Here is a 25,432-nt window from a genome sequence, read left to right as displayed (position 1 = left end):
TTGCTCACCCCACGCCCGCGGGCGTATCAACCGCCGGGACTCAACTCGCCGCTGGATGAAACTTCGGGGGCACGTCACGACCCGAACAGACGGACATTCGCCATAATTTCGACGCGTGACCAAAGTCCTCCAGCAGGACGACATCGTCCGAGGCGCGGGAAACGAAACATGGCCAGCCAGCGAGCCGCCGAGAACTCGACTATGAACAATCTCGTTCTCATCGCCGATGACGAAGCGGAAATCACCGCGATTCTGGAAGCCTATCTGGCGAGGGAGGGATTGCGGACCGTGAGCGCGGCAGATGGCCGGATCGCGCTCGATCACCATGCGATTCTGAAACCGGACCTCGTCTTGCTGGATGTGAACATGCCGAATGTCGACGGTTGGGAAACGCTGGCCGAGCTGCGGCGCCGCGGCGACACGCCGGTCATCATGATCACCGCGCTCGACGAGGACATAGAGCGCCTGCAGGGATTGCGTCTCGGCGCCGATGATTATGTGGTGAAGCCGTTCAATCCGGCCGAAATCGTCGCGCGCGTCAAAGCGGTTCTGCGGCGAGCCAATGCGCGCGCCGACAGCCACGTCTTGCGGATCGGCAAGCTCGAGATCGACCTCGAGAGCTTTCTCGCCAAGGTGAGGGACGGCGGAGCGGCGACGTCCCTGCCTCTGACTTTGACCGAATTTCGGCTGCTCGCCCATATGGCGAAATCGCCCTCGCGCGCATTCAGCCGCGGCGAGCTGGTCGACGCTTGCCTGCCGGGCGGCGACGCCCTCGAGCGGACCGTCGACAGTCATGTGAGCAATCTACGCCGCAAGCTCGACGAGGCCGGCGCGACTGGCTTGATGAATGTCGTGCGCGGCGTCGGCTATCGGCTGACGGCGCCATGACTCGCCATCGCTTGAGCCGGCAGATCGCGCTGTCGATGAGCATTGTCGTCGCCACCGCCGTTATGATCGTGTTCGTCGGCTCCTTCGTCTTCTATGGCGTCTATCTGACCTATTATCCGCCGCCGCCGGGCCCGCTGCCGCTGCTTCCCGAGGCGCCGGATTTCGTGCTGATCGCAGTCCTGCTTCTCTTCGCTCTCATTCTCGCGATCTTCGCGGCGCTCCGCCTGACGAAGCGGATTCTCGTTCCGCTCAACTCGCTCGCGGAAGGCGCGCGCAGCATCGCCGCGGGCGATCTCACGGCGCGGGCCTCGCCCGGCGACAGATCGCTCGGCGAAACGGCTCAACTTGTAGACGACTTCAACGCGATGGCGCAACGCCTCGAGGACAGCGTCGCGGCGATGGCCTCTTGGAACGCCGCCATCGCGCATGAGCTCCGCACGCCATTGACGATACTGCGAGGCCGGCTTCACGGGCTCGCCGATGGCGTGTTCGCGCCGAGCGACGAATTGTTCCACAATCTCCTGTCGCAAGTCGAGGGCTTGTCGCGTCTCGTCGACGATTTGCGTATCGTCACCCTGTCGGAGAGCCGTCGGCTGGAGATGCGTTTCGAGCCGACCGATCTCGAGCAGGAGATTCGACAGGCTGTCGAGGCGATGCGCCCCGCTCTCGTCGAGGCCGGCTTCACCATCGAGATCGACGCGCGCCCCATCGTTCTCGCTTGCGACGGCGTTCGGTTGCGGCAGGCGCTGCTCGCCCTTCTCGACAATGCGAAACGCTATGCGACGCCGGGGCTCTTGCAGATTTCGACGAGAGCGGAGAAGAAAGACATCATGATCGCCGTCGAGGACCATGGGCCGGGCCTCGCGCCCGATTTCGCGCCCCATGCGTTCGACACATTCAGCCGGGCGGAAGCCTCACGCTCACGATGCCATGGCGGCGCGGGCCTCGGCCTTTCCGTGGTGCGCGCCATAGCGGAGGCGCATCGCGGCCGCGCGCAATACAGAGCCTCCACGGACGGCGGCGCGATCTTCGAGATTGTTCTGCCGCTCGCCCAAGCGCTCAATCGCATCGGCGGCGACGCGCCGATCGAATGACGGCGCCGCCACGAAAATGATCGAATGACCATGGACAATCGAATGACCGCCGCACCTACAATGGACCGGCCCGATAACGATTACGAGAAAGTCGCCGCAACGCATGTGACTCTGCGACGCGTTCTAGAGCTGTTCAGGCCTTACTGCGCCAAGATCGCAATTGTCGCCTCGCTGATGCTCCTCGGCGCGGGCGCGGGCATGTCGTCGCCTTTTCTCTTGCGCGCAATCATCGACGAAGCTCTGCCCCGTTCCGATCTGCATCAGCTCGTCGCGCTGGTGGTCGGGCTGCTGCTCGTCGCCGTCCTGTCGACCTGCCTCAGCACAGCGCAGGTGATATTGTGCGTCCAGATCGGGCAAGCGATCATGCACGATCTGCGAGTGAGGGTCTATTCACACCTTCAATCGTTGTCTCTCGGCTTCTTCACGGCGACGCGCGCGGGAGAGATTCAATCGCGCATCGCCAGCGACATATCCGGGCTGCAATCGCTCGTGACCACCAGCGCGAACGAGCTGGCGCGCTCTTCGGCCACAGTAGTCATGACCGCCGCGGCGATCCTGCTGCTCGAGTGGCGATTGGCTCTCTTTGTCTTTCTGATTGTTCCTGGAACGGTGGCGATCAGCAATCGCGTCGCGAAAATGCGCGAAAAGCTGCTTTTCGAGCAGCAGGAGCGCATCGCCGACATGTCGTCAGCCATACAGGAGACGCTGTCGATCTCCGGCGTGATCCTCGCCAGAACGATGAACCGCGGCGAGCATTTGTCACAACGCTTCTCGAGTCTTTCGGGAGAGGTGGCGAAGCTCGAAACGCGCGCACATACGGCGGGCGAATGGCAATGGGCGCTCATCAACCTCGCGCTCTCCGTGCTTCCGGCGCTGACGCTGCTGGTCGGCGGATTGCTTATGCAGGCTGGCACGCCGATCAGCATCGGCACGCTCGTCGCCATGATCGCTCTGCAGGAGCAATTATTGTGGCCGCTCGAGCAGCTTTTGGAAATCGCGCGGGAGATGCGAACGACCCGCGCGCTCTTCGCGCGGATCTTCGCTTATCTCGACAAGCCGGTCGAGATCAGGCAACACGCCGACGCGGTCGCACTCGACCGGGCGGACATGCGCGGCGCGGTCCAGGTCGCAGGTGTCTCGTTTTTCTATCCTGGCGCCGCGACTCCCGCACTGCGCGATATTTCCATCGACATTCCGGTCGGCGGCCATGTCGCCATTGTCGGCGCGACCGGCTCCGGCAAGACCACGCTCGGCTATCTCCTCGCGCGACTCTATGAGGTGAACGTAGGCATCATCTCCTTCGACGGCGTCGATATTCGCGCGCTTCGCTTCGAGACGCTGGCCGACATGCTCGGCGTCGTGACGCAGGAGCCTTATCTGCTCCATGCGACCGTCGCCGAGAATCTGCGCTTCGGCCGCCCGGAAGCGTCCGACGATCAGCTCGCGAGGGCCGCGCGCATCGCCCAGATCCACGAGACAATCATGGCCTTGCCCGAGCGCTACGAGACGCTGGTCGGGGAGAGAGGCTATCGCTTTTCCGGCGGCGAGAAGCAAAGGCTGGCGCTCGCGCGCGTCATCTTACGCGATCCGCCGATCCTGCTGCTCGACGAAGCGACCAGCGCCCTCGACGCCAAGACGGAACACGCCATGGCGTCCGCGCTGGCGACCCTATCGCAGGGACGCACGACCATCACGATCGCCCACCGTCTCTCGACGGTACGAAAGGCAGATCAGATCATCGTCTTGCAGAAGGGCCAGATCGTCGAGCGCGGCACACACGACGAGCTCGTTTCCCAAGGACGAACCTATTCGGAACTGGTGATGCGGTCGCATCTCGATCGCCAAACTGCGTGACTCCTCCGCAGAATCCTTCTCATGCGGTTCACGCACTGAATTCAAGCCGCCATCCCGCTCTTCCGAACATGAAACTGCTCCGGCTCGAGATGTGTGTATCGACGAAGCATCTTCCAGTCTCGATGGCCGGTGACCAACGCCACTTGCTCGATCGAAAAGGCCGCCTCGAAAAGACGGCTTGCGCCTTAATGCCACAAATCACGAAAATGTAGGTCGAAAATCCCTAGGGCGCGGCATGTGCGACGAAACGCAGTTCCGACTGAACGACTGTTGAAGGGTGTCCGATCACGCCGAGTCCTTCCATGCGGCGAAAGCCGGTCAGCAGAAGGAACTGGATGGCGGCCAGCGCGGTCGGATGCTCGCCGTCCACAGCGGCGGCGCGCAGCGTCTTGCCGAGACGCTCGATCTCGGCGCGGCTGAGCCCGCCGGACTCGACCAAGCTGTTTTTAGCGCGGTGGCCGAGGCCGAATTGCGCACGGGCGCGACGGCCGGGAAGCGCCGCGACAGCCTGACCGCCACCATCGACATCATGATTACCGAGGATTTCGCGGGCATCCTGCCCTTCGACAACGTCCGGCGAGGGGTTACACAGCCACCGCCGCGAACCGTAGGGCGCGGGCCTTCACATTGGGCGCGGCGGCCCGCTCATCCCAGAAGCGAAGCTTCCTCCGCGCGACCATCTGGGTCGGACGATCGGGGTCACACGGACGCGGCCGAAGGTCGATCGCATCGCCTGCCCGTGGCTGATCCGCCGCTTCATCGATCACGCTCGTTTCCCTTCCCGACCAATCCCAGACGGTTCAGCGCAATGCGTGCGAGATCGGTCGGCTCTGTCGAAAGCTGGATGCCGTGAACCGCCGCCGCGTGCGACAAGATCGTTTTGACATAGCCGAGGTCGATGCCGAGCGTGACGGGACCCGCTCCTTCCTTCGCTCTATCGCGACCGAATTGAATGAGCCGCTCTCGATCCAGCTCTGAAATCTTCAATCGCCCAAGGCGACGCTCGAGAGACTTGAGGCTCGCGGCTTTCGACCGACCGATCCGCTTTCCGACTTCCGCGAGATCGTCTCTATTGAGTCGGACGAGATCGCCGAATGTTCGAGCTTCCTTGCGCGCGCGCTTCGAAGGCGACTCGCCACGGTCGATCCGGCGCTCTATGTCGAGCGCCCGCTCCTCCGCGTCGCGCCGGCGGAGAAATGTTTCGTTGACGTATTTCCCCTTGCGTCGAACTCGAGCGCGCCAGGAGCCGGATTTGAGCCTCGTGAAGGTCGCCATTTCGTGTGCGCTCTGTGCGCGCGGAGAAGTCGAAAAGGAGTGAAAATTGTCGTATCGAGGCGCAGGGCGCGCGCACGCGCCCGCCCACCGCCATGAGATCGGGATGACATCGCTGACAAATCCAGATTTTAGATTCTCCGTGGCCCCGATGATGGAATGGACGGACCGGCGCTGCCGGTTCTTCCATCGGCTGATGTCGCGCCGCGCGCGGCTCTATACGGAGATGCTGACGACCGGCGCCGTGATCTTCGGCGATCGCGATCGGCTGCTCGGCTTCGATGCGGCGGAGCGGCCGCTGGCGCTGCAGCTCGGCGGATCCGATCCGGGCGAGCTGGCCAAGGCCGCGCGCATCGCCGAGCCCTATGGATTCGACGAGATCAATCTCAATGTCGGCTGCCCCTCCGATCGCGTGCAGAACGGCGCTTTCGGCGCCTGCCTCATGCTGCGGCCCGATCTCGTCGCCGATTGCGTGCGCGCGATGAAGGATGCGGTCGCGCTTCCCGTCACGGTCAAATGCCGCATCGGCGTCGACGATCAGGAGCCGAGAGCCGCGCTGTTCGGCCTCGCCGAGCGCGCCGTCGCCGCCGGCTGCGACGCGCTCGTCGTCCACGCGCGCAAGGCCTGGCTCTCCGGCCTCTCGCCCAAGGAAAATCGCGACGTTCCGCCGCTCGACTACGGCCTCGTCTACGAGCTGAAGCGCGCCTATCCGAATTTGCCGATCGCGATCAACGGCGGCATTGCGACGCTCGAGGACATGCGCGCGCATCTCGCTCATGTCGATGGCGTGATGATCGGCCGCGCCGCCTATCACGAGCCGGAGCTTCTGCTCCGCGTCGATCCCGAGCTGTTCGGCGAGGCGGCGCCGCTGGCGGACGGCTTCGCCGCGGTGGAAGCCTTCATTCCTTACATCGAGGCGCAGCTGCAGCGTGGCGAGCGTCTCTCCAACATGACGCGGCATATGCTCGGCCTCTTCGCCGGCAAGCCCGGCGCGCGCGCCTTCCGCCGGCGGCTCGCAGAAGAGGCGGCGCGGCCCGGCGCCGGCGTGGAGACGCTGCGCGCGGCCGTCGACGAGGTGCGGCGCGCGACCGCGCGCATGGCGGAGGCGGCCAGAGCCTGACGCGTCTTCAGCCGCCGCTCGAAAACACGAGCAGCGCCGCGATCTCGGCCGCCTGCTGCGCGCCGCCGAGCACATCGCCGGTGAGGCCGCCGATCTGACGCTCGGCGAGCTTGGCCGTCGCATAGGCCGCGGCGACGGACGCCGCGCCGGCCAGCAGAGCCGCGACCGGTGAGACCCCGAGCGCGATCGGCAAAATGGAGAGGGCGCTCGCCAGCAGCGCCGCCGTCTGCAGCGCCTCCTTGAACGGCCGCATGGCGGCGTGGCCGGCGCCGTCCGCGCGCGCGGGCGCGAGGATCATGATCGGCAGCAGCCCGGCAGTGCGCGAGAGCGACGCCGCGAAAATGAGAATGGCCGCCGCCTCGAAGGCTCCGCGCTGCGCGATGATGGTCAAGGCGCCGAGGCGCAGCGCCAGCGCGAGGATCAGCGCGACCGCGCCATAGGAGCCGAGCCGGCTGTCGCGCATGATCTCGAGCTTTTCCTCCCGCGTCGCGCCGCCGCCGAAACCATCGGCGAGATCGGCGAGCCCGTCTTCATGCAGCGCGCCGGTGACGGCGACCAGCGCGGCGAGCGCCAGCGTCGCGGCGAGGAAAGGCGGCAGGCCGAGCGCGCGGGCGGCGAGCAGCGTCCAGGCCGGCGCGAGCGCGATCAGCGCCCCCGCCAGCGGCAGCGCCCGCACGGCGGTGCGAAAGTCCGGCATCTCATGCCCCCGCGGCGCAGGAACCGGCAGGCGGGAGTAGAAGCGCAGGCAGGCGAGGAAGTCGTCGACGAAGGGGCGGAACATGCGCCCCGTCATGCCGCCAAAGCGGCCGTTTGTCGAGAAGGGGCGATCCGGCCTCGGCGTCACCAGACGTAGCGGACCGAGGCGAAGATCGAGCGCGGATCATTATAGGCCACGGTCCAATAGGCAGGCAGGCCCGCGCCCGGCCGTCCAGCGGAAATCGCCTGATAGGTGTAGCTCTGCGGATAACGGCGATCGAAGAGATTTTTCACCGCGAGCTTAAACGTCCAATGACCATCGGCCGTGGTGTAGCTCGTCTGCAGATTGGCGAAGGTCTGCGGCGGTATTTTTATGATCGGGTTGTTGATGATATCCGTGTAGAGCGACGTCTGCGCCTGTACGGAGCCGCCGATCTTCCACACGCCCGGCACATCGAGCGGCACGCGATAATTGGTGTAGAGGCTGCCCTGGAATTTCGGCGAATAGGGCAGACGCGAGCCCGAATGCGCGGCGGTCGGAACGACGGCGTTGGGGCCGAACGGCGAATTGACCAGCGTCGCCCATGTCGTCGTTCCCGCGTAAGAATCGAGCACGGCGTCGAGATAGGAGCCGGTCGCGCCGATCTCCCATTCGTCGATCGGCGTGAAGGTCGCCTGCCCTTCGACGCCCCTGGAGCGGCCATGGCCGGCGCTGAAACGATGCGAGCTATTGGTGACTGGATCGATCGCCGTCGCCTGCACATTGCGAAAATCGTTCCAAAAGGCCGAGATCGCGACGTTCAGCCGCTCGTCGAGCCATGATGATTTCACGCCGAATTCATAGGTCGTCAGCGTCTCCGGCTTATAGGGAACGCTCGCCTGCGTCACAGAGGCGATAGTCGGTCCCTGCGCGCGAAAATCGAAGCCGCCGTCCTTATGACCCTGCGAGAAGGAGGCATAAGCGAGGATCTCCGGCGTCGCTTGATAGGAGAGGACGGCTTTGGGAGAGCCCGTTTCCCATGACGCGCTGTTCTGGACGCTCCAATTGAGCACGCCGCGCGGATTGTAGAAGGCCGCGAGCCAATCGGTGGAAGTGAAGCCGCCGCCCAGCAGCGACGAGGTCGCCTGCCCATTCACCAGCGAATAATTGTAATTATTGTTCCACTGCTTCTCGTAATTATAGCGGCCGCCGAGCGTGAGCTTCAATTCGTCGGTGAGCCGATAATTCGCTTCGCCATAGACGGCGTAAGTGTTGGTGTATTGCCACAGCTCCTGCCAATTCGGCTGGAAGGTCGTCGGAACCTGCGGAGTGGCGAAAAAGCTCGTCACTGTTCCGAATGCGTTAGCGCGTCGGCCGGAGAACCATTCGTCGCGATTGAGATAGACGCCGCCTTTGAAATCCAGGCGATCGTAATCGCCGATGACGCGAAACTCCTGCGTGTAGTTGCGATCCCAATAATGGAGCCAGTTGGAGCTGCGCGCCCACAGATCGCTGGTGTTGTCATAGAGCGCGACCTGCTCGAAGCGGCGCGCCTGGGTGATCGACTTCAGCTGCAGATTGGCGTCGAGCTGATAGCTGATCGTCAGCGCTCCGCCATATTGCTGGAAGTGATTCAGCGGATAGAGCGGATAATAGGCCGTGCTCGACGAGTTTCCAGGAATGGCGAGATTATTGTAGGACTTCGCTTGGCCGTCGTCGAACTCGCCGTCGAAGGCGAGCAGCACCTCGAGCGGCTGGATCGGCGTCCAGCGCAGCTTGGCGAGCGCATTGCTCAGATTGACATTGTTGACGTCGGCGTTGCGCAGCAGATTGCGCGTGACGCCATCGCGCGCCCGATGGCTGTAGGAGAGGCTGCCGAAGAGCTCGTCCGCGATGATAGGCCCGCTCACCAGCGCGCCGACCTTCCATTCATTGTAATTACCGTAGCCCGCTTCCACCTCGACGCGCTTTCTATTGTCCGGCTTGCGCGTGACGATCTGAACGACGCCGGCTTCCGCATTATGCGGCGAAGACGTGTCCTGCGGCCCCGGACGCGCGTCTATACGCTCCACATCGAGCAGCTCGATGCGCGAGCCGAGAAGGCGCGGGAAATAGGCGTCGTCGAGATAGACGCCGACAGAGGGCTGTCCCTGCGGATCATATTCGCCGATCCCGCGAAAGAAATAATTGGAGTTGGACGTCGTGACGCCCGTGCGGAACTGCGTCAGGCCCGGCACATAGCCGGAGAGATCGCGCGTATTGGTGATGCTGAGGTCGCGCAATTTCTTCTCGTCGAAGCGCACGATCGTCTGGGGCGTCTTTTGGGCCTCGACCCGGTCATGCTCCGCTTGCACGACGACATCCTGCACCGTCGCCTCGCCGGCGCCGCCCTGTGGCGCCGCCAGCGCCGCGCAGGCCTGCAGCGTCAAAGCTCCGACACCCATCGCCACAACACGTTGTTTCTGTGAGGCTTTTGTCATGTCATAACCACTTATAAATATTAAATCTGTAGATATAATATGTTTTATGCTAGAACTTGGCAATCAATCGGCTATGCCGATTTGCGAAAATCATACATGTTAAATAGAGATATCACGCCGGCGCGTGGCGGGACGGGGCAAGCAGGCCGGCCGTTTGACTGGCCGCGATGTGACGTCGAGACGCGCGAATGCGGCCCATCCCGGAGGGACAGGCGCGCATCGCTTGCCAGAAGTCGTTGCGAGAGGTCTGGATCAGTTCAGCGTCTTGCCGCCGGCGGCCTTGCAGGCCTCCTCGGACTCGACGAAGGCCCAGCCCTTGCCCTGGCAGGCGTTCATGCCCTTGCACGCGTTTTTGGGGCTGTGGCAGTCGCTCTTGCCCTTGCAGCTGTTGGCGCCGATGCACTGCACCTTGCCGGGCGTCGCCGCCATGGCCGTCGTCACGGCGCCGGCGAGCGCGAGAGACACGGCCGCTATGGCCAGGGCCGTTCCGTTGCGAATATTGTCTTTCATGTTTCCTCCCCGAGGGGTGTCGGCCTCTTTGGGCTTCGACCGCGCCTATCTGTCGTGAATCCGCCGCAGGGGCAAGGGCGCAGACGGCTCGCCCGCGTGACTTTCGCGCCGCAAAATGGCAGAACTCGCCCCGCCTGCGGCGACGGGCCGCATTCGGAGCCTCTCATCCATGTCGATCCTCGAATCGGTCCGCAAATCGCTCGTCCCGATCCATCCCGAAGGCTACATCTTCATCGCCGCCTTCGCCATCGCGGCTCTGCTGCTACATTGGATTTCATCGACGCTCGGCTGGGTGGGATTCATCGCCACGGGCTGGTGCGTCTATTTCTTCCGCGATCCGCAGCGCCTCACGCCTTTGCGCGAGGGCCTCGTGGTGTCGCCGGCGGATGGCGTCGTCTGCTCCATCGGCTTCTTCCTGCCGCCGGCCGAGCTCGGCCTCGGTGCGGAACCCATGCAGCGCGTCTCCATCTTCATGAGCGTCTTCGACGTGCATGTGAACCGCGCGCCCATCACCGGCCGCATCTCCAAGGTCGCCTATAAGCCCGGCATCTTCCTCAACGCCGATCTCGACAAGGCGAGCGAGGACAATGAGCGCAACGGCATCGTCATCGACGCGCCCTCGGGCCGTTATGGCGTGGTGCAGATCGCCGGCCTCGTGGCGCGGCGCATCGTCTGCTTCGTGCAGGGTGGCGAGCCGATCGGCGTCGGCGACCGTTTCGGCCTCATCCGTTTCGGCTCGCGCGTCGACGTCTATATGCCGACCGCCGCCAAGCCCCGCGTCGCCGTGGGCTCGCGCGCGATAGCGGGCGAGACGATCCTCGCCGATGTGAACTCCACCGCCGCCCCCCTGAGCTTCAAGGCCGGCTGAGCCGTCGCCGCGACAAAGGCCTCTCCGATGACCGAACCTTCGTCCTTCGACGCCGGCCCCGAGGGTCGGGACGCGCAATTGTCGCCCTCGGAACGGCGCCGGCTGCGCTTTCGCAATATTCCGATCCGCGTGGTGCTGCCCAATCTGGTCACGCTTCTGGCGCTCTCCATGGGCCTCACCGCCATACGCTACGCCACGGAAGGCAAGTTCGACACGGCCGTGACCGCCGTCATCGCCGCCGCCGTGCTGGACGGGCTCGACGGCCGCATCGCGCGCGCGCTCAAAGGCACGTCGCGCTTCGGCGCGGAGCTCGATTCGCTCGCCGATTTCGTCGATTTCGGCGTCGCGCCGGCGCTTCTGCTCTATCTCTGGTCGCTTCACGAGATCAAAGGGCTCGGCTGGTTCGCGGCGCTCGTCTTCGCCATCGCCGGCGCGCTGCGCCTCGCCCGCTTCAACGTCACCGTGGACGATCCGGGACGCCCGGCCTGGCATTCGGATTTTTTCGTCGGCATGCCGGCGCCCGCCGGCGCCGTGACCGTGCTGCTGCCGCTCTATCTCAACCTCTCGGTGGTCGATCTGCCCGGCTCCAAGGCGCTGGTTCCGCTCTTCATCATCTATGTGCTGGCCATCGCTTTTCTGATGGCGAGCCGCATTCCGCATCTCTCCGGCAAGCGCATCGGCCGCATCCCGCGCGAATATGTCATTCTCGTGCTGTTCTGCGTCGGCGTGACGGCGCTGCTGCTCGCCATCTATCCGATGGAGACCCTGGTGCTGGCGAGCCTCGCCTATCTCGCCGCCATCCCCTTCGGCGTGAAGCGCTACAAGGAGCTGGAGCGGCAGGAGGCGGAGAGAGCGGCGGAGAAGGCGCGGCCGGCCTGAGCGATCATTCGGCGAAGGCCTTGGCGCCCGCCACGGCGGCGACCACGCCGATGGTGACGAAGAGAAGCGAGACCTCCACGGTCTCGCCGAGAAGCAGAGCGGCGAGACCGAGGCCGAGCAGCGGCTGGATCAATTGCAGCTGCCCGACCGCCGCTATGCCGCCGAGCGCGAGGCCGCGATACCAGAAGACGAAGCCGATCAGCATGCTGAACAGCGCCACATAGGCGAGCGCGACCCAGGCGCGCATTGGCGCGGCGAGCAGATCCTCCGGCGCGCTGACGACGGTCCAGGCGAGCATGATCGGCAAGGAGAGCGCCAGCGCCCAGCAGATCACCCGCCAGCCGCCGAGCCGCCGCGACAGCAATCCGCCTTCCGCATAGCCGAAGCCGGCGGCGATGATCGCGCCCAGCATCAGCAGATCGCCGGTCGCGATCGCGCCGCCGCCCCGCATCCAGGAGAAGCCGGCGACGAGGGCGGCGCCGGCGAGCGCGCAGAGCCAAAAGCCCGGCCGCGGCCGCTCGCCGCCGCGCATCACGCCGAAGGCGGCCGTCGCCAAAGGCAGCAGCCCGACGAAAACGAGCGAATGCGCCGAGGTCATGCGCGTCAGCGCCAGCGCGCTGAGCAGCGGAAAGCCGACCACAACGCCCAGGGCCACGCCGACGAGCGAGACGAGCTCGCCGCCTTGCGGCCGACTCTCGCGGAGAGCGGCCAGCACGCAGAATGCGAGCAGTCCCGCGATGGAGGCCCGCGCCCCGGTCAGAAACAAGGGATCGAATCCCGCGACGGCGACGCGCGTCGCCGGCAGCGATCCGCTGAAGATCAAAACCCCGATCGCGCCATTCAGCCAGCCTTCCGTCGTCCTATCCATCTCGAAACATCCTTTCCGTCTCGGCGAAGGATCGGATGGAGGCGCTTGCTCGGCCAGAGACAGATCGATACAATTTTCGAAAACTGTTTCGACAATAGCCATGAACTGTGCTGACACGGGAGGCATTACGCTTGACCGAGGCATCCTCGCCGCCCAAGCGGATCGAATTGGTGATGACGACGATCCGCGAGCGGATCGCCGCGCGCCAGCTGACGCCCGGCGCGCGGCTTCCGTCGGTGCGGCAAGCGGCGCGGTCCATCGGCGTCTCCGTCTCCACCGTGGTCGAGGCCTATGAGCGGCTCGCCGCCGAGGGCGTCATAAAATCCCGCCCCGGCTCGGGCTTCTATGTTTCGGCGCCGCTCGCGCCATTGGCGCTGGGCAAGATCGGCCCGCGCCTCGACCGTGAGGTCGATCCGCTGTGGGTGTCGCGCCAGTCGCTGGAGGCCGGCGAGGGCATGCTGCGCCCCGGCTGCGGCTGGCTGCCGGCCGAATGGATGCCGGAGGCCGCCCTGCGCCGGGCGCTGAAAGCCGCGGCGCGCGGCAGCGCCGCCTCGCTGGCCGATTATTCCGAGCCGCTCGGCCTCGCCGCGCTGCGCGGCTTCATCGCCCGCCGGCTCGGCGAGCGCGACATCGCCGCCGCGCCCGACCAGATTCTGCTGACCGGCTCGGGAACGCAGGCGATCGATCTCGTCTGCCGCTTTCTGATCGAGCCCGGCGACACGGTGCTGATCGACGATCCTTGCTATTTCAACTTCCGCGCGCTGCTGCAGGCGCATCGCGCCGACATCGTCGGCGTGCCGATGACGCCGAGCGGCCCCGATCTCGAGATTTTCGCGCAAAGGCTCGCGCAGCATCGGCCGCGCCTCTACATCACCAATTCCACCGTCCATAATCCGACCGGCGCCGCCATTTCCTCGACGACCGCGCATCGGCTGATGGCGCTCGCCGAGCCCGCCGGCCTCATCATCGTCGAGGACGATATTTTCGCCGATTTCGAGACCGTTCCGACGCCCCGCCTCGCCGCCTTCGACGGGCTCCGCTATGTCATTCAGATCGGCAGCTTCTCGAAGACTCTCTCGGCCGCCGCGCGTTGCGGCTTCATCGCCGCCCGCCCCGAGTGGATCGAGCAGATCGCCGACATCGGCCTCGCCACGCAATTCGGCAGCCCGCGTCTCTCGGCCGAGATCGCGCTGGCGCTGCTGAAGGACGGCGGCTATCGGCGCCATTTGGAGGCGCTGCGCGCGCGTCTCGCCGGGGCGATGACGGAGACGATCCGCCGCCTCGAAACTCTGGGGATCGAGCCCTTCGTCGAGCCCAAGGCCGGCATGTTCGTCTGGGCGCGCCTGCCGGACGAGGCCGACGCCTCGCAGATCGCGAGGCTCTGCCTCGCGGAGGGAATCGTGCTCGCGCCCGGCAACGCCTTCAGCCTCGGCCAGACGGCGCGCGATTATCTGCGCTTCAACGTCTCACAATCGGACGATCCGCGCATCTTCGACGCCCTGGCGCGCGCGCTGCGGGCGAGCGCGCCGCCGATGCGGGCCGCCGGCTAGAGCAGGCATGCGACCATCTGGCGCTTGCCGCCCCGCCGCCGCCTGGACATAGTGGCGTGCGGCCGAAATCGGCCGTCCGCCGCGAGAGCGTCGGGAAAAATAAACAAAGATCGGGAGGGGAGCGAAACAGCGCTTCGAACAGAGGCCGTTTCGCTCTAGAACGTCGGCTCGAGAGGAGAGACTGCGCCTTTAAAAAACGGCGCCGTCGCGGTTCGCGTCATGTTCATCAAGATACTCGGATCGGGCGCCGGCGGCGGCTTCCCGCAATGGAACTGCAATTGCGCCAATTGCCGCGCCGTGCGCGAAGGCCGGCCCGGCTTTTCGGCGCGCACGCAATCCTCGCTCGCGGTCAGCGCCAATGGCGTCGATTTTGCGCTGCTCAACGCCTCGCCGGATTTGCGCCAGCAGATTGCGCAAGCGCCGCAGCTCTCGCCCGGCCCGCAAGATGGTCTGCGCGCGAGCCCGATCAAATCCGTCGTGCTGACCAATGGCGACGTCGACCATGTCGCCGGCCTGCTGAACCTTCGCGAGGCGCAGGCCTTCTCGATCTATTCCTCCGGCCGCATTTTGAACGTGCTCGCCGGCAATCGCATCTTCGACATTCTGGTCCCCGAGCTGGTGACGCGCGTCGAATTTCCCTTCGACGAGGCGATCCCGCTGCATGGCGCCGGCGTCGATCTCGGCCTCGCGGTGAAGGCCTTTCCCGTCCATGGCAAGATCGCGCTGTGGCTCGAGGACAAGAGCGTCGCGGGTTTCGGCACGCAGGTGGGCGACACGCTCGGCGTCGAGATCATCGAGACCGCGACGGGCAAGAGCTGCTTCTATATTCCCGGCTGCGCGAAGATCGACGAGCCGCTGCGGGAACGCCTGCGCGGCGCGAGCGCCGTCTTCTTCGATGGAACATTATTCCATGAGAATGAGATGATCGAGCAAGGATTGCTCGGCAAGACCGGCTCCCGCATGGGCCATGTGAATATGAGCGGCGAGGACGGCTCGATGAAAGCCTTCGAGGATCTGTCCGTCGCGCGCAAGATCTATGTGCACATCAACAACTCCAATCCGACGCTCGACGCTTCCTCTAAGGAACGCGCCATCGTGAATGCGGCCGGATGGGAGATCGGCGCGGACGGCATGGAGGTGACGCTATGAACGACTTCTCGACGGCCGAGTGGCACGACGCTCCTCCCTTGTCGAAGGAGGCCTTCGAGGCCGCGATCCGCGCCGTCGGCGAGGAGCGCTATCACGACAAGCATCCTTTCCATAAGATGCTGCATGGCGGAAAGCTGAGCAAAGGCCAGGTGCAGGCCTGGGCGCTCAATCGCTATTGCTATCAGGAGGCGGTGCCGCGCAAGGACGCCGCCTTCATGAGCCGCGCGCATGACCGCGAATTGCGGCGCGAATGGATTCACCGCATCCACGATCACGACGGATTGGGCGAGGAAGGCGGCGGCATAGAGCGCTGGCTCGTGCTCACCGACGGGCTCGGCCTCTCGCGTGAATATGTCACCTCGCGCAAGGGCGCGCTGCCGGCGACCAAATTCGCCGTCGAGGCCTATGTGCGCTTCGTCGTCGAGCAGCCGCTCGTCATTGCGGTGGCGTCCTCGCTGACGGAGCTGTTCGCGCCGGCGATCCATCGCGAGCGCATCGCCGGAATGCTCGAGAACTACGATTTCGTCGACGATTCCGTGATGGCCTATTTCAAGCGCCGTCTCGCCCAAGCGCCGCGCGACAGCGATTTCGCATTGTCGTATATTCTCCAGCACGCCTATACGCGGGCGGAGCAGGAAGCCTGCGTCGGCGCCGTGCGCTTCAAATGCGACGTGCTATGGGCGCAGCTCGACGCGCTCTATCAGGCCTATGTGACCGGCCTCATCCCGCCCGGCGCGTTTACGCCGGGAGAGAAGTGAAGGACGAGAGAATGAGCGAAGCGCGTTTCATTGTGGCGCCGGAGTCGAAGCCGGCCTTCACGCGCTATTCGCGCCTGCACGAGGACGTCGTGCGCAAGCGCAAGGTGATCCTCGCGCCGGAACGCGCCTATGAGCTGGACCCGATCGGCCTCGCCGTGCTCGGCCATGTCGATGGCCTCGCCAGCGTCGCCGAGATTTCGCAGCGTCTCGCGCAGAGCTATTCGGCGCCGGTCGAGGTGATCCAGACGGATGTGGTCAAGCTGCTGCAAGGCCTCGCCGACAAGCGCCTGCTGCGCGACGGGCCGGACGCATTCTCGCCCCCTCCCCTATCGCAGACGGCGAAATCCTATGCGCCCTTCGAGCGCGGCCCGGCCGGGCTGCTCGCCGAGCTGACGCATCGCTGTCCGCTCCAGTGCCCCTATTGCTCCAATCCGCTCGATCTCGAGCGCGCCAATACGGAGCTGACCTCCGGCGAATGGGGCGACGTGTTCCGGCAGGCCGCCTCCATCGGCGCGCTGCAATTGCATCTCTCCGGCGGCGAGCCGACCATTCGCCGCGATCTCGAAGAGATTCTCGCCCACGCCGTCGACGCGGGCCTCTACACAAATCTCGTGACCTCCGCCGTGCTGCTGACGCGCGAGCGTCTGGCGCATCTCGCCGAGATCGGCCTCGATCATGTGCAGGTCTCGGTGCAGGACGTCGTGCCGGACAGTTCGGACCATATTTCCGGCTATGAGGGCGGCGTCGCCAAGAAGCGCGACGTCGCGCGCTGGGCGCGGGAGCTCGGCCTCGGCCTCACCATCAATGCGCCGATCCATCGCCAGAACATCGACCATCTGCCGCAGATCATCGATTTCGCGGTGGAGGTCGGCGCGCAGCGGCTCGAGGTGGCGCATATTCAATATTACGCCTGGGCGGAAGTGAACCGCGCCGCGCTGATCCCGACGCGCGAGAAATTCCTCGCCACGGTCGGCATTGTGGAAGAGGCGAAAAAGCGCCTGCAGGGCGTGCTCAATTTCGATTTCGTGATCCACGACCATTACGCCTCGCGCCCCAAGGCTTGCACGGGCGGCTGGGGCCGCAGCATCATGGTGGTGACGCCCTCCGGCAAGGCCCTGCCCTGCCATGCCGCGCAGACTCTGCCGGGCCTCTCCTTCGACAATGTGCGCGACCGCCCGCTCGGAGAAATTTGGCGCGACGGCGCGGCCTTCCAGGCCTTTCGCGGCGAGGAGTGGATGCAGGAGCCCTGCCGCAGCTGCGACAAGCGCGCGGTCGATTATGGCGGCTGCCGCTGCCAGGCGCTGGCCGTCACCGGCGACGCGGCGGCGACCGACCCCGCCTGCCATCGCTCGGCGCATCACGAGGAATTCGCCGCGCTGGGGCAGAACGAGTCGCTTCTGCCGGCGCCGGCTTTCGTCTATCGCCGCCTCGGCGGGGCGGACCGCAAGGAGAAGGCGCTGGACGAGCAGCCGGCCTGAGCCGCCGGTCACTCCCTGCTAATCATGTCCCACGCTCGCGCTGGAGCGGCGCGGGCGGCGCTCCATTTGACCCTTTCGGCCGGTTTTGCGGCCAAGGGGGTCCAAAATGTCACGAGCAGATTTGGGCGCGCGTCGGATCGGCGCGCTTTTCGTCGCCTTCTCGGCGTTCGTCTTCTTCACCATAGTGGTGATGATGGAGCGCGCCTGCGCCGCGCCGCCGCCGGCCTATCGCATTCCGCTCTTCGCCCAATGCGGGCTCGAGGGGCTGACGCCGGAGCCGGGGGCGGAGAAGCTGGCCGCGCGCGCGACGCGCGAGGGGCGCTCCGCCGCCTTTCAGAGCTGGGCGGCCTCGACGCGGCCGGTGACGCCGGCGCTGCTGGCTTTCGCGCCGCGGCAGGACGCCTTTCCGGCGGCGCTCTCGGCGGGAGCTGATCGCAAGGCGCGCTATTGCCCCTCGGGCGCGCGCCTATGAGCGCCGGCTCAGGCCGCCTTGCGCTCCAGCGCATGGAGGCAGGAGACGATGGCGGCGATGGAGGCGAAATTGCGACGGCGCAGCATATGCTCCGGGAATTGGACGCCATAGGCGTCCTCGAGCGCGAGCATGATTCTGACCGCCGCGAATGAGGTGAGGCCGAGTTCATAGAGGTCGGCGTTGTCCGCTATGTCGCTGGCGGGCGCGGGCAGGCGTCCATTCTCGTCGATCGCTTGCCGAACGAGGTCGATCACTTTTGCTCTCCGCTTCTGGCTGCGCGCGGGGGCCTCCCCCCGCCGTCGCAGGTCACGATCATTCAGCGACAATTCGACGCGATGATCGTAAATCCAACGCTAAGATCGCGCCGTCTCGATGAATGTGGCGTGAACCGGGCGCCTCCTCCAATTGTGTAGGTTAGGAAATCCTTTCTTTTTCGGGAATTACTTATGGCCTATAGCGTGATCCGCCATTGCCCGGGGCGGTTCGGCCCTCTATGTTCCCGAGCATCGATTTTCGGCCGGCGACTTGGGCGCGCTTCGGAGACGGAGCCGCTGACGACCTCTCCCTACATCGATCGACCCGGCCCCGCGCAGGCGGGCCTTCTCCTCTATGTCTGGAGAGACAAATGGCGACTGGAACGGTTAAGTGGTTCAACGCCCAGAAGGGCTATGGCTTCATCCAGCCGGATGGCGACGACAAGGACGTGTTCGTCCACATCAGCGCGGTGGAGCGCGCCGGCCTGCGCGATCTGCGCGAGGGCCAGAAGGTGAGCTTCGAGATCGCGCAGGACCGCCGCACCGGCAAGTCCTCGGCGGACCAGCTCAAGGCGCTCTGAGCCCTTTGATCTGACCTTGAAACGAGAGGGTCGCCGCTCAGCGGCGACCCTTTTTGCGTCTCGCATGGTCCTTGTCTCGAGGCCTGCGCCTTTGCTACAGTCGCGCTCATGCGCCTCGCGCCCTCGTCCCGCATTCTCGCCGCCCTGCTCGCGGCCGCGTTTTTCCCCGCTCCCGGGGCGCTCGCCGCCGGGGCCGAGCGTCCGCTCACCGAGCCGCAATTTCTCGAAATTCCGGGCATAGGCCGCGTGCCGATCCCGCTGCCGCCGGGCGCGCGCGTGTTCTCGCCGCAGCGACGGCCGGTCGCCCCGGCCGAGCCGGAGATCGCGCCCGAGCGGGCGCCGCAAACGGCGCGCGACTCGCTCGACGATCTCATCCGCCGCCTCTCCCTCGCCGAGAGCGAGGAGGAGGAGAGCGCCCTCGCCCAGGCGATCGGCCGGCTCTGGGCGCGCTCCGCCTCCCCCACCGTCGACCTGCTGATGCGCCGCGCGCTCGTCGCCGTCGGCCTCGGCGCGGATTCGCTGGCGCTCGATCTCTTCGACCGCATCGTCATCCTCGAGCCGGAATGGGCGGAGGCGCTGGTCGGCCGCGCCAATGTCCGCATCGCGCTCGGCGATCTCGACGGGGCGGAGCGCGATCTCGAATCCGCCGTGCGGCTGGAGCCCCGCCGTTTCGACGCGCTCGGCGCATTGGGCGCGCTGCGGGAGCGAGCCGGCGCCTCGGCGCGGGCGCTCGAGGCCTATCGCCGCGCCCGCGCGCTCGATCCGCGCCGCGAGGAATGGCGCAAGGCGGAGGAGCGGCTGCGATTGGAAGTCGAGGGCCGGGACATCTGAGCGGCGCGCGCGTTCTCCCGCGAGCCGCGACGCGAGCGAGCCGAGGAGCGATGATATGGCGCAGAACGACATTTCGCAGGAAGCTTTGAGCGCGGAGGCGCTCGCGCAGCTTTTCACCGAAGCGCGCACCCACAACGGCTGGGCGGATCGCGAGGTTCCCGACGCTTTGCTCCAGCAGGCGGTGCGGCTCGCGCTGTGGGGGCCGACCAGCGCCAATTGCCTGCCGGCGCGCTTTCTCTTCATCCGCTCGGCGGAGGCCAAGGCGCGGCTGGCGCCGGCGCTCGCTCCCGGCAATCTCGACAAGACGCTCGCCGCGCCGGCGACGGCGATCGTCGCCCATGACACGCAATTCTACGAGCATCTGCCGCGCCTCTATCCGGCGACCGACGCGCGCGCATGGTTCGTCGGCAACGCCCCGCTCATCGAGACGACCGCCTTTCGCAATGGCACGCTGCAGGGCGCCTACTTCCTGCTGGCGCTGCGCGCCGTCGGGCTCGACGCCGGGCCGATGAGCGGCTTCGACAATGCGAAGGTGGACGCCGAATTCTTCCCCGGCGGGACGGTGAAGTCCAATTTCCTCATCAACATCGGCTATGGCGATCCGGCGAAACTCTATCCGCGGGGTCCGCGTTTCGCATTCGAGGAGGTCGCCTCGATCCTGTGAGGCGCGATCCTCGACAAATGAGGAAACGCCCATGGTTTCGCTGGTTTCGCCGGGCCGCGCGCAGGCGCTGCTCGGCCTTTTGCGCATTTTCGCCGCGCTGCTGTTCCTTCAGCACGGGACGGCCAAGCTCTTCGGCTTTCCGCATGTGGCCATGTTCGACGGGCTGAAGCTCGTCTCCCTGCTCGGCCTCGCCGGGGCGATCGAGATCCTCGGCGGCCTGCTGCTGCTCCTCGGCCTCTTCACCCGGCCGGCGGCCATCGTGCTCGCGGCGGAAATGGTCGCCGCCTATGTCGTCGGCCACGCCACCCGCGGCGCTCTGCCGATCCACAATGGCGGCGAGCTGGCGCTCGTCTATGGCGTCGTCTTCGCGCTTTTCGCCCTCGCGGGTCCCGGCCGCTTCGCCCTTGATCGATCCGCTCATGACGGGGCTTGACAGCCGGCCGACAGATTCTCGCAGCCTGTGTCATTTCGGTCACAGAAAAGTAATTCAATGACAAATATATTGCAAAATACATAAATGTTTATTTGAGGCTTTAGTATAGATTACATCGAAATATTGATGCGGCATACTTGGCGCCGCGGCGCGGAACTAGGCAAAATCCGGCGCTGGCGCTCTCGCCACTATTTGATCACAACTCACCCTTACCGCGGGTCTACTCGACAGTCCCGACCGAGCTCGGTCGGCTGTCGGGAGAGAAACGGCAAGGGGGATAGCGCATTGAAACAATGGATCATCGGAGCGGCGATTTTTGCAGGTTCGACAGCGACGGCGGCGGGCCAATCCTGGGTGGGGAAGGCCTCCTACTACGGCTATCATGGCCGGACGGCGAGCGGGGGCCATGTGGGGGCGCTGACGGCGGCCCATCGCAGCCTTCCTTTCGGCTCGCGCGCGCGCGTGACCAATCTCGGCAATGGCCGTTCTGTGGTCGTCACGATCAATGATCGCGGTCCCTTCGTGCATGGACGGGTGATCGACGTCTCCACCCATGCGGCGGAGAGCCTCGGCTTCCGTTCGGCGGGCGTCGCGCGCGTGAAGGTGGAGCGCGTCGCGGGCGAGTAGATTCCGCTCCGCCGTCGTTCCCGGCGGGGAATCCCGAGCGATAGGCTCGCTATCGCTCGGGATTTCCGATCGCTCGCCCCGCGGCCCCGCCGACCGTGAGCTATGGTAAACGGCGATTTCTCAATTGGCCGCAAACACAGGAGTTTGGCTTAGGCAAATGTTAAATCGCCTCGCCTATAGAAGGAGGGTCGAGTGATCGTGAGAGTATGCGAGTAACAAAATGACCGAGACGCATCGTCCGCGTGTCAAATATGTCATCGGCCCAGATGGCAGCCCATTGACCGTCGCGGATCTGCCCCCGCCCACGACCAAGCGTTGGGTGATACGCCGCAAGGCCGAAGTGGTCGCGGCGGTGCGCGGCGGGCTCCTCTCCCTCGAGGAGGCTTGCACCCGCTACACGCTGACGGTGGACGAGTTTCTGAGCTGGCAGATGTCGATCGACCAGCATGGTCTCGCCGGATTGCGGACGACCCGCCTTCAGCAATACCGCATGTGATTTCGGCGCCCGATCGCGGCGCCTTTTTGAAAACGCAGAGCCGGCGCGCCTTGGAGGCGGCCGGCTCTTCGTCGTTTCAGGGGCCCGCTCGGCCCGTCAGCTCTCGCTATCGGCGCGGCCGCGCAAGGTCTCGGCGAGACGGCCGCGCTCGAACACCAGCACGACGACGAGCGCGAACAGCAGCGGCACGATGAGATAGAGCAGGCGGAACACAAGCAGAGCGGTCAGCACCTTGAGCCGCGGCACATCCGGCATGGCCTTGATGAAGATGAGCTCGAACACGCCGAGCCCGCCCGGCGCATGGGAGACCAGCGCGGCCGAGAAGGACAAGAGGAACGTGCCGAGCACGACGATATAGGGCGTGCCGCTGCCTTCCGGCAGAGCGAAATAGATGATGCCGGCGGCGCCGATCAGTTCCAGAGGCGCAGCGAACATCTGCCGGATCATCACCTCGGGCCGCGGATACATCACATGGATCTTGCCGAGATCGATCGGCTTGAAGTGCATCAGCGAGCCGACGACATAGAGCGCGACCGCGCCGAGGCAGGATAGGCCGATGATGAGCGCCGTATGCTCATTGGTGAGCATTTCCGGGAGCATGCCGGAGAGGCGGCCGAGCAGGCTCGGCTGATAGGTGAGCAATATGCCGGTGAGCAGCACTGTGCCCAGGCCGAAAGTGTAGGAGCACAGCACCACCAGCACCGCCACCTGACCGGCCGTCAGGCCCTTGGTGGAATAGGCCCGGTAGCGCACCACGGCGCCGGAGAACACCGAGGCGCCGATATTGTGCGAGAGCGCATAGGTGGTGAAGGAGCACAGCGAGATGAACACCATGGAGATGTGCTTCACGCCGAGATGCAGCAGCGCGATCCGATCGTACCAGGCCAGCGCCGCGTAAGCGAGCAGCGAGCAGAAGCCGGCCGCGATCCAATGGGAGACGGGAATGGCCCGAAGATCGGCCCAGACCTCCTCGCCGACCGATTCCCCGCGAAATTCGCCATAGAGAAGATAGAAAGAGGCGATGACAGCCACCAGCCCGACGAGAGGCCAGACAAATTCCAAAATTTTTTTCATGGGGCGCTGTGGGTTCGGCGCTCCCGGTGCGGAGCGCGCGCTCTCACTGGCATGGCCACGCCGCGACCGCAAGCCTGAATGCCGGCCGCAGCGACCGGCTCCGGCTCGGTCGCCACGCAGGCCCGACATTTCGACACGCCCGACGGACCGACGCGCTCATGCGGCGCCGGCCGGCTCGCCGGGTCCGGCGAGGGCGTCCAAGGGACGGCTTTGATTTTCTGGCCTGAGCCAGAAAGACCTCAGACGCGCCGCTCGGCGACGAGATCGATGATGCGATCGCCGCCGCGGTCGCGGGCTTCCTGGCCCTGCGCCTTGCCCAGCTCCTCGGCCGCATCCTTCATATGCGTCTCCGCCTCGACCAGCTGGTCCTTGAGATCGGCGACAGAGCGCAGGAGATTGTCGCGGCGAGTGCGCGCGGCCTGAGCATAGGTCGGATAGGCGAAGTGATTGGGGTCGGTGATATTGGCCCGCTGCTCCTCATGAGCGATCTCGCGATCGAGATCGCCCGTCATGCGGGTGAATTCAGCGATCATCGTCTGAAGCTGCGCCACGCGGCGCCGGCACTCTTCGGCGTGAAAACGTTTCAGCCGAACCAAGGCATCTCGCGACTTCATGACACTACTCTCCGGCACAAGTTACTTACGACGCATGCGAACACAATCGCTTTTCCGCGAGACGAGCGGAAATATGGCGCAAGGAGGTTGCTCGAGTGTTACTGCCCGACGTTTCTGCCGGCCAAACAAAAAAGCGCCGCAATTTCAATCAGCCCCTCGGCCAGTCGGAGCCGCGCCCTATATGAGCCGCCGCGGGCGCAGCGCCCGTCCTGCGGTTTCTGGCACAGCGAGGAGGCGGAGATGAGACGCGCCCATGCGATCATTGCGGCGGCCGGGGTCGCCGCGCTCCTTTCGGCGGCGCCATCGGGCGCCGATCATGTGGGGACGCATAAGGTCCTCCTGCCGGGCGACATTCCCTTTACGGCCGGACCGCCGTCGCTGCCGGCCGGGGCGGAGGCCGCTATCCTCTATGGCGACCCCGCCAAGGAGGGAATCTTCGTGATGCGGCTGAAGGCGCCCGCGGGCTATCGCATTCCGCCGCATACGCATCCCAAGGCGGAGGTCGTCTCGATCGTTTCCGGGCGCATGCGGCTCGGCCTCGGTCCGGCGGCGGATCGGGCGAGCGTCGAGGAGCTGCCCACGGGCGCCTTCTCCATCATGCCGCCGGGCGTGGCGCATTACGCCTTCTTCGACACGGAGACGGTGCTCCAGATCGACGCCATGGGGCCGTGGAGCATAGATTACGTCAATCCCAAGGACGATCCGCGCAATCAGATCGCGCCGGCGCAGCGGTGAGGCGCTCGGCCGTCAGCTCGCCAGCTCCTTCAGCCCACGGCGGATGAGCGCGCCCGTATCGGCCCCCTCGCCCATCGCCTCGAGGCTCTTGGCGACGGCCGCCGCCGCCTGCGGGCGCCCATAGCCGAGATTGACCAGCGCGGAAATCGCGTCCTGCGCCGCCTGGGGCGCCGCCGCCGGCTCCTCGCCGGAAAGCCGCGCCACCACAGGATCGATCCCGGCGAAGGCCGGCGCCTTGTCCTTCAGCTCGGCGACGATGCGCGCCGCCAGCTTGGGGCCGACGCCGGAGGCGCGCGCCACCATCGCCTTGTCTTGGCCCGCAATGGCCGAGGCCAGCTCGCCCGGCGAGAGAATGGACAAAATGGCGAGCGCCACTTTCGAGCCGACGCCCTGCACGCTCTGCAGCAGGCGGAACCAGTCCCGCTCGGCCTCAGACGCGAAGCCGAAGAGGCGTATCGCGTCCTCGCGCACCTGCGTCTCTATGGAGAGCGCCGCCGCCTCGCCCACGGGCGCGAGCTTTTGCAGCGTGCGCGCCGAGCAGCTCACCACATAGCCGACGCCATGCACGTCGATAATGACGAAATCCTCGCCATAGGAATCGACGATTCCCTTGAGCTTGCCGATCATCTCGCCCCCGCGCAGCGCGTGAGCCCGGCGCTCTTCGTCCCGTCGCTCCAGAGAAATCGCAACACGCCGCCTTCGAGCGTCAATTTGAACGCGTCGCGATGCGGCTTGCCGCCCTCCTCGCCGGAACAGGCCCGCGCCGTCACAGCAAAGAGCGCGCGGCCGCCCTTATTCTCGGTCTCGTCATATTCGACGCCTTCGCAGGAATAGGTCGGCAGCGTGAGCTTTTTCTCCTCGAGCGTCGCGAAATAATCCTTCGCCTTGCAGCTCGCCGCATCCAGCGCATAACGCCCGACCGGCGAATGCGCGTCGAGCGAGCCCGCCTGCGCCGCGCCGGCGAGCAGGAGAATCGCGAGCGCGCCGATACCGCCCCCGAGCGATGGGATGAAGCGTCCCTCATCCCGAGGAGCCCGCGCAGCGGTCGTCTCGAAGGACGAGGGAAGCGTCACGCGCCGCCTTCTGGAACTCGCCCCCGCGCTTCGAGACGGTCGCTTCGCGACCTCCTCAGCATGAGGGCGAGGATGAGTGTCCAAGGCCGAGCCGCGCCCGGACCGCGAGCCTTCAGGCTCGCACAGCGCCCCGC

General features: G+C 65.7%; 28 protein-coding genes and 1 pseudogene. 19 read left to right on the top strand and 10 right to left on the bottom strand.

What is annotated here, in order from left to right:
* Positions 1-201: 201 nt before the first annotated feature.
* The 3 genes from ACT53T_RS15755 to ACT53T_RS15745 are packed head-to-tail and all read left to right on the top strand — an operon-like array spanning position 202 to position 3,836.
* Entirely contained in the window at positions 202-888 is a 687-nt protein-coding gene (locus ACT53T_RS15755; protein WP_476161894.1) for a response regulator, read from the top strand.
* Positions 885-1,982, top strand: coding sequence for an ATP-binding protein (locus ACT53T_RS15750; RefSeq protein ID WP_476161893.1), 1,098 nt, complete (start codon positions 885-887; stop codon positions 1,980-1,982). The genes ACT53T_RS15755 and ACT53T_RS15750 overlap by 4 nt, the downstream gene beginning before the upstream one ends.
* Before the next feature lie 42 nt (positions 1,983-2,024).
* Positions 2,025-3,836, top strand: a complete 1,812-nt coding sequence (locus tag ACT53T_RS15745) for an ABC transporter ATP-binding protein (protein ID WP_476161892.1) — start codon at positions 2,025-2,027, stop codon at positions 3,834-3,836.
* Between the two features lie 223 nt (positions 3,837-4,059).
* On the opposite strand, the gene ACT53T_RS15740 is transcribed toward ACT53T_RS15745, so the two are convergent.
* Positions 4,060-4,275: a hypothetical protein gene (locus ACT53T_RS15740; RefSeq protein WP_476161891.1), complete on the bottom strand. Its 216-nt coding sequence runs from the start codon at positions 4,273-4,275 to the stop codon at positions 4,060-4,062.
* A gap of 196 nt (positions 4,276-4,471) precedes the next feature.
* Here ACT53T_RS15740 and ACT53T_RS15735 point away from each other — a divergent pair.
* Together ACT53T_RS15735 and dusA are read left to right on the top strand one after the other, a co-directional pair.
* Positions 4,472-4,600 (top strand): annotated as a pseudogene (locus ACT53T_RS15735) (chromate resistance protein ChrB domain-containing protein); the annotation flags it as partial.
* A 614-nt stretch (positions 4,601-5,214) separates the two neighbouring features.
* Positions 5,215-6,228, top strand: coding sequence for a tRNA dihydrouridine(20/20a) synthase DusA (dusA, locus tag ACT53T_RS15730; protein ID WP_476161890.1), 1,014 nt, complete (start codon positions 5,215-5,217; stop codon positions 6,226-6,228).
* A gap of 7 nt (positions 6,229-6,235) precedes the next feature.
* On the opposite strand, the gene cobS is transcribed toward dusA, so the two are convergent.
* The 3 genes from cobS to bufA2 all read right to left on the bottom strand — a co-directional run bounded on the left by cobS (position 6,236) and on the right by bufA2 (position 9,894).
* Entirely contained in the window at positions 6,236-7,021 is a 786-nt protein-coding gene (gene cobS, locus ACT53T_RS15725; RefSeq protein WP_476161889.1) for an adenosylcobinamide-GDP ribazoletransferase, read from the bottom strand.
* 47 nt (positions 7,022-7,068) lie between these two features.
* Positions 7,069-9,348, bottom strand: a complete 2,280-nt coding sequence (locus ACT53T_RS15720; RefSeq protein ID WP_476161888.1) for a TonB-dependent receptor — start codon at positions 9,346-9,348, stop codon at positions 7,069-7,071.
* Between the two features lie 288 nt (positions 9,349-9,636).
* Entirely contained in the window at positions 9,637-9,894 is a 258-nt protein-coding gene (gene bufA2 / locus ACT53T_RS15715; RefSeq protein ID WP_476161887.1) for a BufA2 family periplasmic bufferin-type metallophore, read from the bottom strand.
* Between the two features lie 169 nt (positions 9,895-10,063).
* On the opposite strand from bufA2, the gene ACT53T_RS15710 reads away from it, so the two are divergent.
* Positions 10,064-10,762: a phosphatidylserine decarboxylase gene (locus ACT53T_RS15710; RefSeq protein ID WP_476161886.1), complete on the top strand. Its 699-nt coding sequence runs from the start codon at positions 10,064-10,066 to the stop codon at positions 10,760-10,762.
* Positions 10,763-10,789: 27 nt separating this feature from the next.
* Entirely contained in the window at positions 10,790-11,641 is an 852-nt protein-coding gene (gene pssA / locus ACT53T_RS15705) for a CDP-diacylglycerol--serine O-phosphatidyltransferase (RefSeq protein WP_018264639.1), read from the top strand.
* Positions 11,642-11,645: 4 nt separating this feature from the next.
* On the opposite strand, the gene ACT53T_RS15700 is transcribed toward pssA, so the two are convergent.
* Positions 11,646-12,509, bottom strand: a complete 864-nt coding sequence (locus tag ACT53T_RS15700) for a DMT family transporter (protein WP_476161885.1) — start codon at positions 12,507-12,509, stop codon at positions 11,646-11,648.
* Positions 12,510-12,682: 173 nt separating this feature from the next.
* Here ACT53T_RS15700 and ACT53T_RS15695 point away from each other — a divergent pair, with 173 nt between their 5' ends.
* The 5 genes from ACT53T_RS15695 (at position 12,683) to ACT53T_RS15675 (ending at position 17,916) form a co-directional block, all read left to right on the top strand.
* On the top strand, positions 12,683-14,059 hold the full coding sequence (locus tag ACT53T_RS15695) for an aminotransferase-like domain-containing protein (protein ID WP_476161899.1): 1,377 nt from the start codon (positions 12,683-12,685) through the stop codon (positions 14,057-14,059).
* Positions 14,060-14,278: 219 nt separating this feature from the next.
* Positions 14,279-15,208 (top strand): pyrroloquinoline quinone biosynthesis protein PqqB, encoded by a 930-nt coding sequence (gene pqqB / locus ACT53T_RS15690; protein WP_036289509.1) that lies wholly within the window; start codon positions 14,279-14,281, stop codon positions 15,206-15,208.
* On the top strand, positions 15,205-15,966 hold the full coding sequence (gene pqqC, locus ACT53T_RS15685; protein WP_476161884.1) for a pyrroloquinoline-quinone synthase PqqC: 762 nt from the start codon (positions 15,205-15,207) through the stop codon (positions 15,964-15,966). Before pqqB ends, pqqC begins: the two co-directional genes overlap by 4 nt.
* Before the next feature lie 11 nt (positions 15,967-15,977).
* Positions 15,978-17,444: a pyrroloquinoline quinone biosynthesis protein PqqE gene (gene pqqE / locus ACT53T_RS15680; protein ID WP_476161883.1), complete on the top strand. Its 1,467-nt coding sequence runs from the start codon at positions 15,978-15,980 to the stop codon at positions 17,442-17,444.
* Between the two features lie 106 nt (positions 17,445-17,550).
* Positions 17,551-17,916, top strand: a complete 366-nt coding sequence (locus ACT53T_RS15675; RefSeq protein ID WP_476161882.1) for a hypothetical protein — start codon at positions 17,551-17,553, stop codon at positions 17,914-17,916.
* A gap of 8 nt (positions 17,917-17,924) precedes the next feature.
* Here the strand turns inward: ACT53T_RS15675 and ACT53T_RS15670 are convergent, their stop codons facing one another.
* A complete protein-coding gene (locus ACT53T_RS15670) occupies positions 17,925-18,170 on the bottom strand; it encodes an acyl carrier protein (protein WP_476161881.1) in 246 nt (81 codons plus the stop codon).
* 371 nt (positions 18,171-18,541) lie between these two features.
* On the opposite strand from ACT53T_RS15670, the gene ACT53T_RS15665 reads away from it, so the two are divergent.
* The 6 genes from ACT53T_RS15665 to sciP all read left to right on the top strand — a co-directional run bounded on the left by ACT53T_RS15665 (position 18,542) and on the right by sciP (position 21,802).
* Complete coding sequence (locus ACT53T_RS15665) at positions 18,542-18,751, top strand: cold-shock protein (RefSeq protein ID WP_018264633.1); 210 nt, start codon at positions 18,542-18,544, stop codon at positions 18,749-18,751.
* 108 nt (positions 18,752-18,859) lie between these two features.
* Positions 18,860-19,582, top strand: a complete 723-nt coding sequence (locus ACT53T_RS15660; protein WP_476161880.1) for a tetratricopeptide repeat protein — start codon at positions 18,860-18,862, stop codon at positions 19,580-19,582.
* 55 nt (positions 19,583-19,637) lie between these two features.
* Positions 19,638-20,246, top strand: coding sequence for a malonic semialdehyde reductase (locus ACT53T_RS15655; protein WP_476161879.1), 609 nt, complete (start codon positions 19,638-19,640; stop codon positions 20,244-20,246).
* Between the two features lie 31 nt (positions 20,247-20,277).
* Positions 20,278-20,679 (top strand): DoxX family protein, encoded by a 402-nt coding sequence (locus tag ACT53T_RS15650; RefSeq protein WP_400766781.1) that lies wholly within the window; start codon positions 20,278-20,280, stop codon positions 20,677-20,679.
* A 285-nt stretch (positions 20,680-20,964) separates the two neighbouring features.
* Entirely contained in the window at positions 20,965-21,306 is a 342-nt protein-coding gene (locus ACT53T_RS15645; protein ID WP_024879147.1) for a septal ring lytic transglycosylase RlpA family protein, read from the top strand.
* Positions 21,307-21,526: 220 nt separating this feature from the next.
* Complete coding sequence (gene sciP / locus ACT53T_RS15640; RefSeq protein WP_018264629.1) at positions 21,527-21,802, top strand: CtrA inhibitor SciP; 276 nt, start codon at positions 21,527-21,529, stop codon at positions 21,800-21,802.
* A gap of 96 nt (positions 21,803-21,898) precedes the next feature.
* Here the strand turns inward: sciP and ACT53T_RS15635 are convergent, their stop codons facing one another.
* Both ACT53T_RS15635 and ACT53T_RS15630 read right to left on the bottom strand, forming a co-directional pair.
* Positions 21,899-22,876 (bottom strand): putative bifunctional lysylphosphatidylglycerol flippase/synthetase, encoded by a 978-nt coding sequence (locus ACT53T_RS15635; RefSeq protein ID WP_018264628.1) that lies wholly within the window; start codon positions 22,874-22,876, stop codon positions 21,899-21,901.
* Between the two features lie 239 nt (positions 22,877-23,115).
* Positions 23,116-23,490 (bottom strand): flagellar export protein FliJ, encoded by a 375-nt coding sequence (locus ACT53T_RS15630; RefSeq protein ID WP_018264624.1) that lies wholly within the window; start codon positions 23,488-23,490, stop codon positions 23,116-23,118.
* A gap of 240 nt (positions 23,491-23,730) precedes the next feature.
* Here ACT53T_RS15630 and ACT53T_RS15625 point away from each other — a divergent pair, with 240 nt between their 5' ends.
* On the top strand, positions 23,731-24,225 hold the full coding sequence (locus tag ACT53T_RS15625) for a cupin domain-containing protein (protein WP_476161878.1): 495 nt from the start codon (positions 23,731-23,733) through the stop codon (positions 24,223-24,225).
* A 12-nt stretch (positions 24,226-24,237) separates the two neighbouring features.
* On the opposite strand, the gene ruvA is transcribed toward ACT53T_RS15625, so the two are convergent.
* Together ruvA and ACT53T_RS15615 are read right to left on the bottom strand one after the other, a co-directional pair.
* Positions 24,238-24,852 carry a Holliday junction branch migration protein RuvA gene (gene ruvA / locus ACT53T_RS15620; protein ID WP_476161877.1) on the bottom strand — a complete coding sequence of 205 codons (615 nt, stop codon included), beginning with the start codon at positions 24,850-24,852 and terminating at the stop codon, positions 24,238-24,240.
* Positions 24,849-25,298, bottom strand: a complete 450-nt coding sequence (locus ACT53T_RS15615) for a hypothetical protein (protein ID WP_476161876.1) — start codon at positions 25,296-25,298, stop codon at positions 24,849-24,851. Before ACT53T_RS15615 ends, ruvA begins: the two co-directional genes overlap by 4 nt.
* Between the last annotated feature and the right edge of the window lie 134 nt (positions 25,299-25,432).

It is taken from the genome of Methylosinus sp. DMC45 (assembly GCF_056313885.1).
Note: the sequence above shows the minus strand (reverse complement) of the source record. Positions and strands in the feature narration are given on the sequence as shown.

What these genes read in the sequence shown, in the direction of transcription:
- ACT53T_RS15665 (WP_018264633.1), top strand. Translation starts at nt 18,542, where the DNA reads ATGGCGACTGGAACGGTTAAGTGGTTCAACGCCCAGAAGGGCTATGGC.
- dusA (WP_476161890.1), top strand. Translation starts at nt 5,215, where the DNA reads ATGACATCGCTGACAAATCCAGATTTTAGATTCTCCGTGGCCCCGATG.
- ACT53T_RS15660 (WP_476161880.1), top strand. Translation starts at nt 18,860, where the DNA reads ATGCGCCTCGCGCCCTCGTCCCGCATTCTCGCCGCCCTGCTCGCGGCC.
- sciP (WP_018264629.1), top strand. Translation starts at nt 21,527, where the DNA reads ATGACCGAGACGCATCGTCCGCGTGTCAAATATGTCATCGGCCCAGAT.
- ACT53T_RS15635 (WP_018264628.1), bottom strand. Translation starts at nt 22,876, where the DNA reads ATGAAAAAAATTTTGGAATTTGTCTGGCCTCTCGTCGGGCTGGTGGCT.
- ACT53T_RS15625 (WP_476161878.1), top strand. Translation starts at nt 23,731, where the DNA reads ATGAGACGCGCCCATGCGATCATTGCGGCGGCCGGGGTCGCCGCGCTC.
- ACT53T_RS15700 (WP_476161885.1), bottom strand. Translation starts at nt 12,509, where the DNA reads ATGGATAGGACGACGGAAGGCTGGCTGAATGGCGCGATCGGGGTTTTG.
- ACT53T_RS15655 (WP_476161879.1), top strand. Translation starts at nt 19,638, where the DNA reads ATGGCGCAGAACGACATTTCGCAGGAAGCTTTGAGCGCGGAGGCGCTC.
- ACT53T_RS15750 (WP_476161893.1), top strand. Translation starts at nt 885, where the DNA reads ATGACTCGCCATCGCTTGAGCCGGCAGATCGCGCTGTCGATGAGCATT.
- ACT53T_RS15650 (WP_400766781.1), top strand. Translation starts at nt 20,278, where the DNA reads ATGGTTTCGCTGGTTTCGCCGGGCCGCGCGCAGGCGCTGCTCGGCCTT.
- bufA2 (WP_476161887.1), bottom strand. Translation starts at nt 9,894, where the DNA reads ATGAAAGACAATATTCGCAACGGAACGGCCCTGGCCATAGCGGCCGTG.
- ACT53T_RS15710 (WP_476161886.1), top strand. Translation starts at nt 10,064, where the DNA reads ATGTCGATCCTCGAATCGGTCCGCAAATCGCTCGTCCCGATCCATCCC.
- pqqE (WP_476161883.1), top strand. Translation starts at nt 15,978, where the DNA reads ATGAGCGAAGCGCGTTTCATTGTGGCGCCGGAGTCGAAGCCGGCCTTC.
- ACT53T_RS15630 (WP_018264624.1), bottom strand. Translation starts at nt 23,490, where the DNA reads ATGAAGTCGCGAGATGCCTTGGTTCGGCTGAAACGTTTTCACGCCGAA.
- ACT53T_RS15755 (WP_476161894.1), top strand. Translation starts at nt 202, where the DNA reads ATGAACAATCTCGTTCTCATCGCCGATGACGAAGCGGAAATCACCGCG.
- ACT53T_RS15745 (WP_476161892.1), top strand. Translation starts at nt 2,025, where the DNA reads ATGACCGCCGCACCTACAATGGACCGGCCCGATAACGATTACGAGAAA.
- pqqC (WP_476161884.1), top strand. Translation starts at nt 15,205, where the DNA reads ATGAACGACTTCTCGACGGCCGAGTGGCACGACGCTCCTCCCTTGTCG.
- pqqB (WP_036289509.1), top strand. Translation starts at nt 14,279, where the DNA reads ATGTTCATCAAGATACTCGGATCGGGCGCCGGCGGCGGCTTCCCGCAA.
- pssA (WP_018264639.1), top strand. Translation starts at nt 10,790, where the DNA reads ATGACCGAACCTTCGTCCTTCGACGCCGGCCCCGAGGGTCGGGACGCG.
- ACT53T_RS15695 (WP_476161899.1), top strand. Translation starts at nt 12,683, where the DNA reads ATGACGACGATCCGCGAGCGGATCGCCGCGCGCCAGCTGACGCCCGGC.
- ruvA (WP_476161877.1), bottom strand. Translation starts at nt 24,852, where the DNA reads ATGATCGGCAAGCTCAAGGGAATCGTCGATTCCTATGGCGAGGATTTC.
- ACT53T_RS15720 (WP_476161888.1), bottom strand. Translation starts at nt 9,348, where the DNA reads ATGGGTGTCGGAGCTTTGACGCTGCAGGCCTGCGCGGCGCTGGCGGCG.
- ACT53T_RS15675 (WP_476161882.1), top strand. Translation starts at nt 17,551, where the DNA reads ATGTCACGAGCAGATTTGGGCGCGCGTCGGATCGGCGCGCTTTTCGTC.
- cobS (WP_476161889.1), bottom strand. Translation starts at nt 7,021, where the DNA reads ATGACGGGGCGCATGTTCCGCCCCTTCGTCGACGACTTCCTCGCCTGC.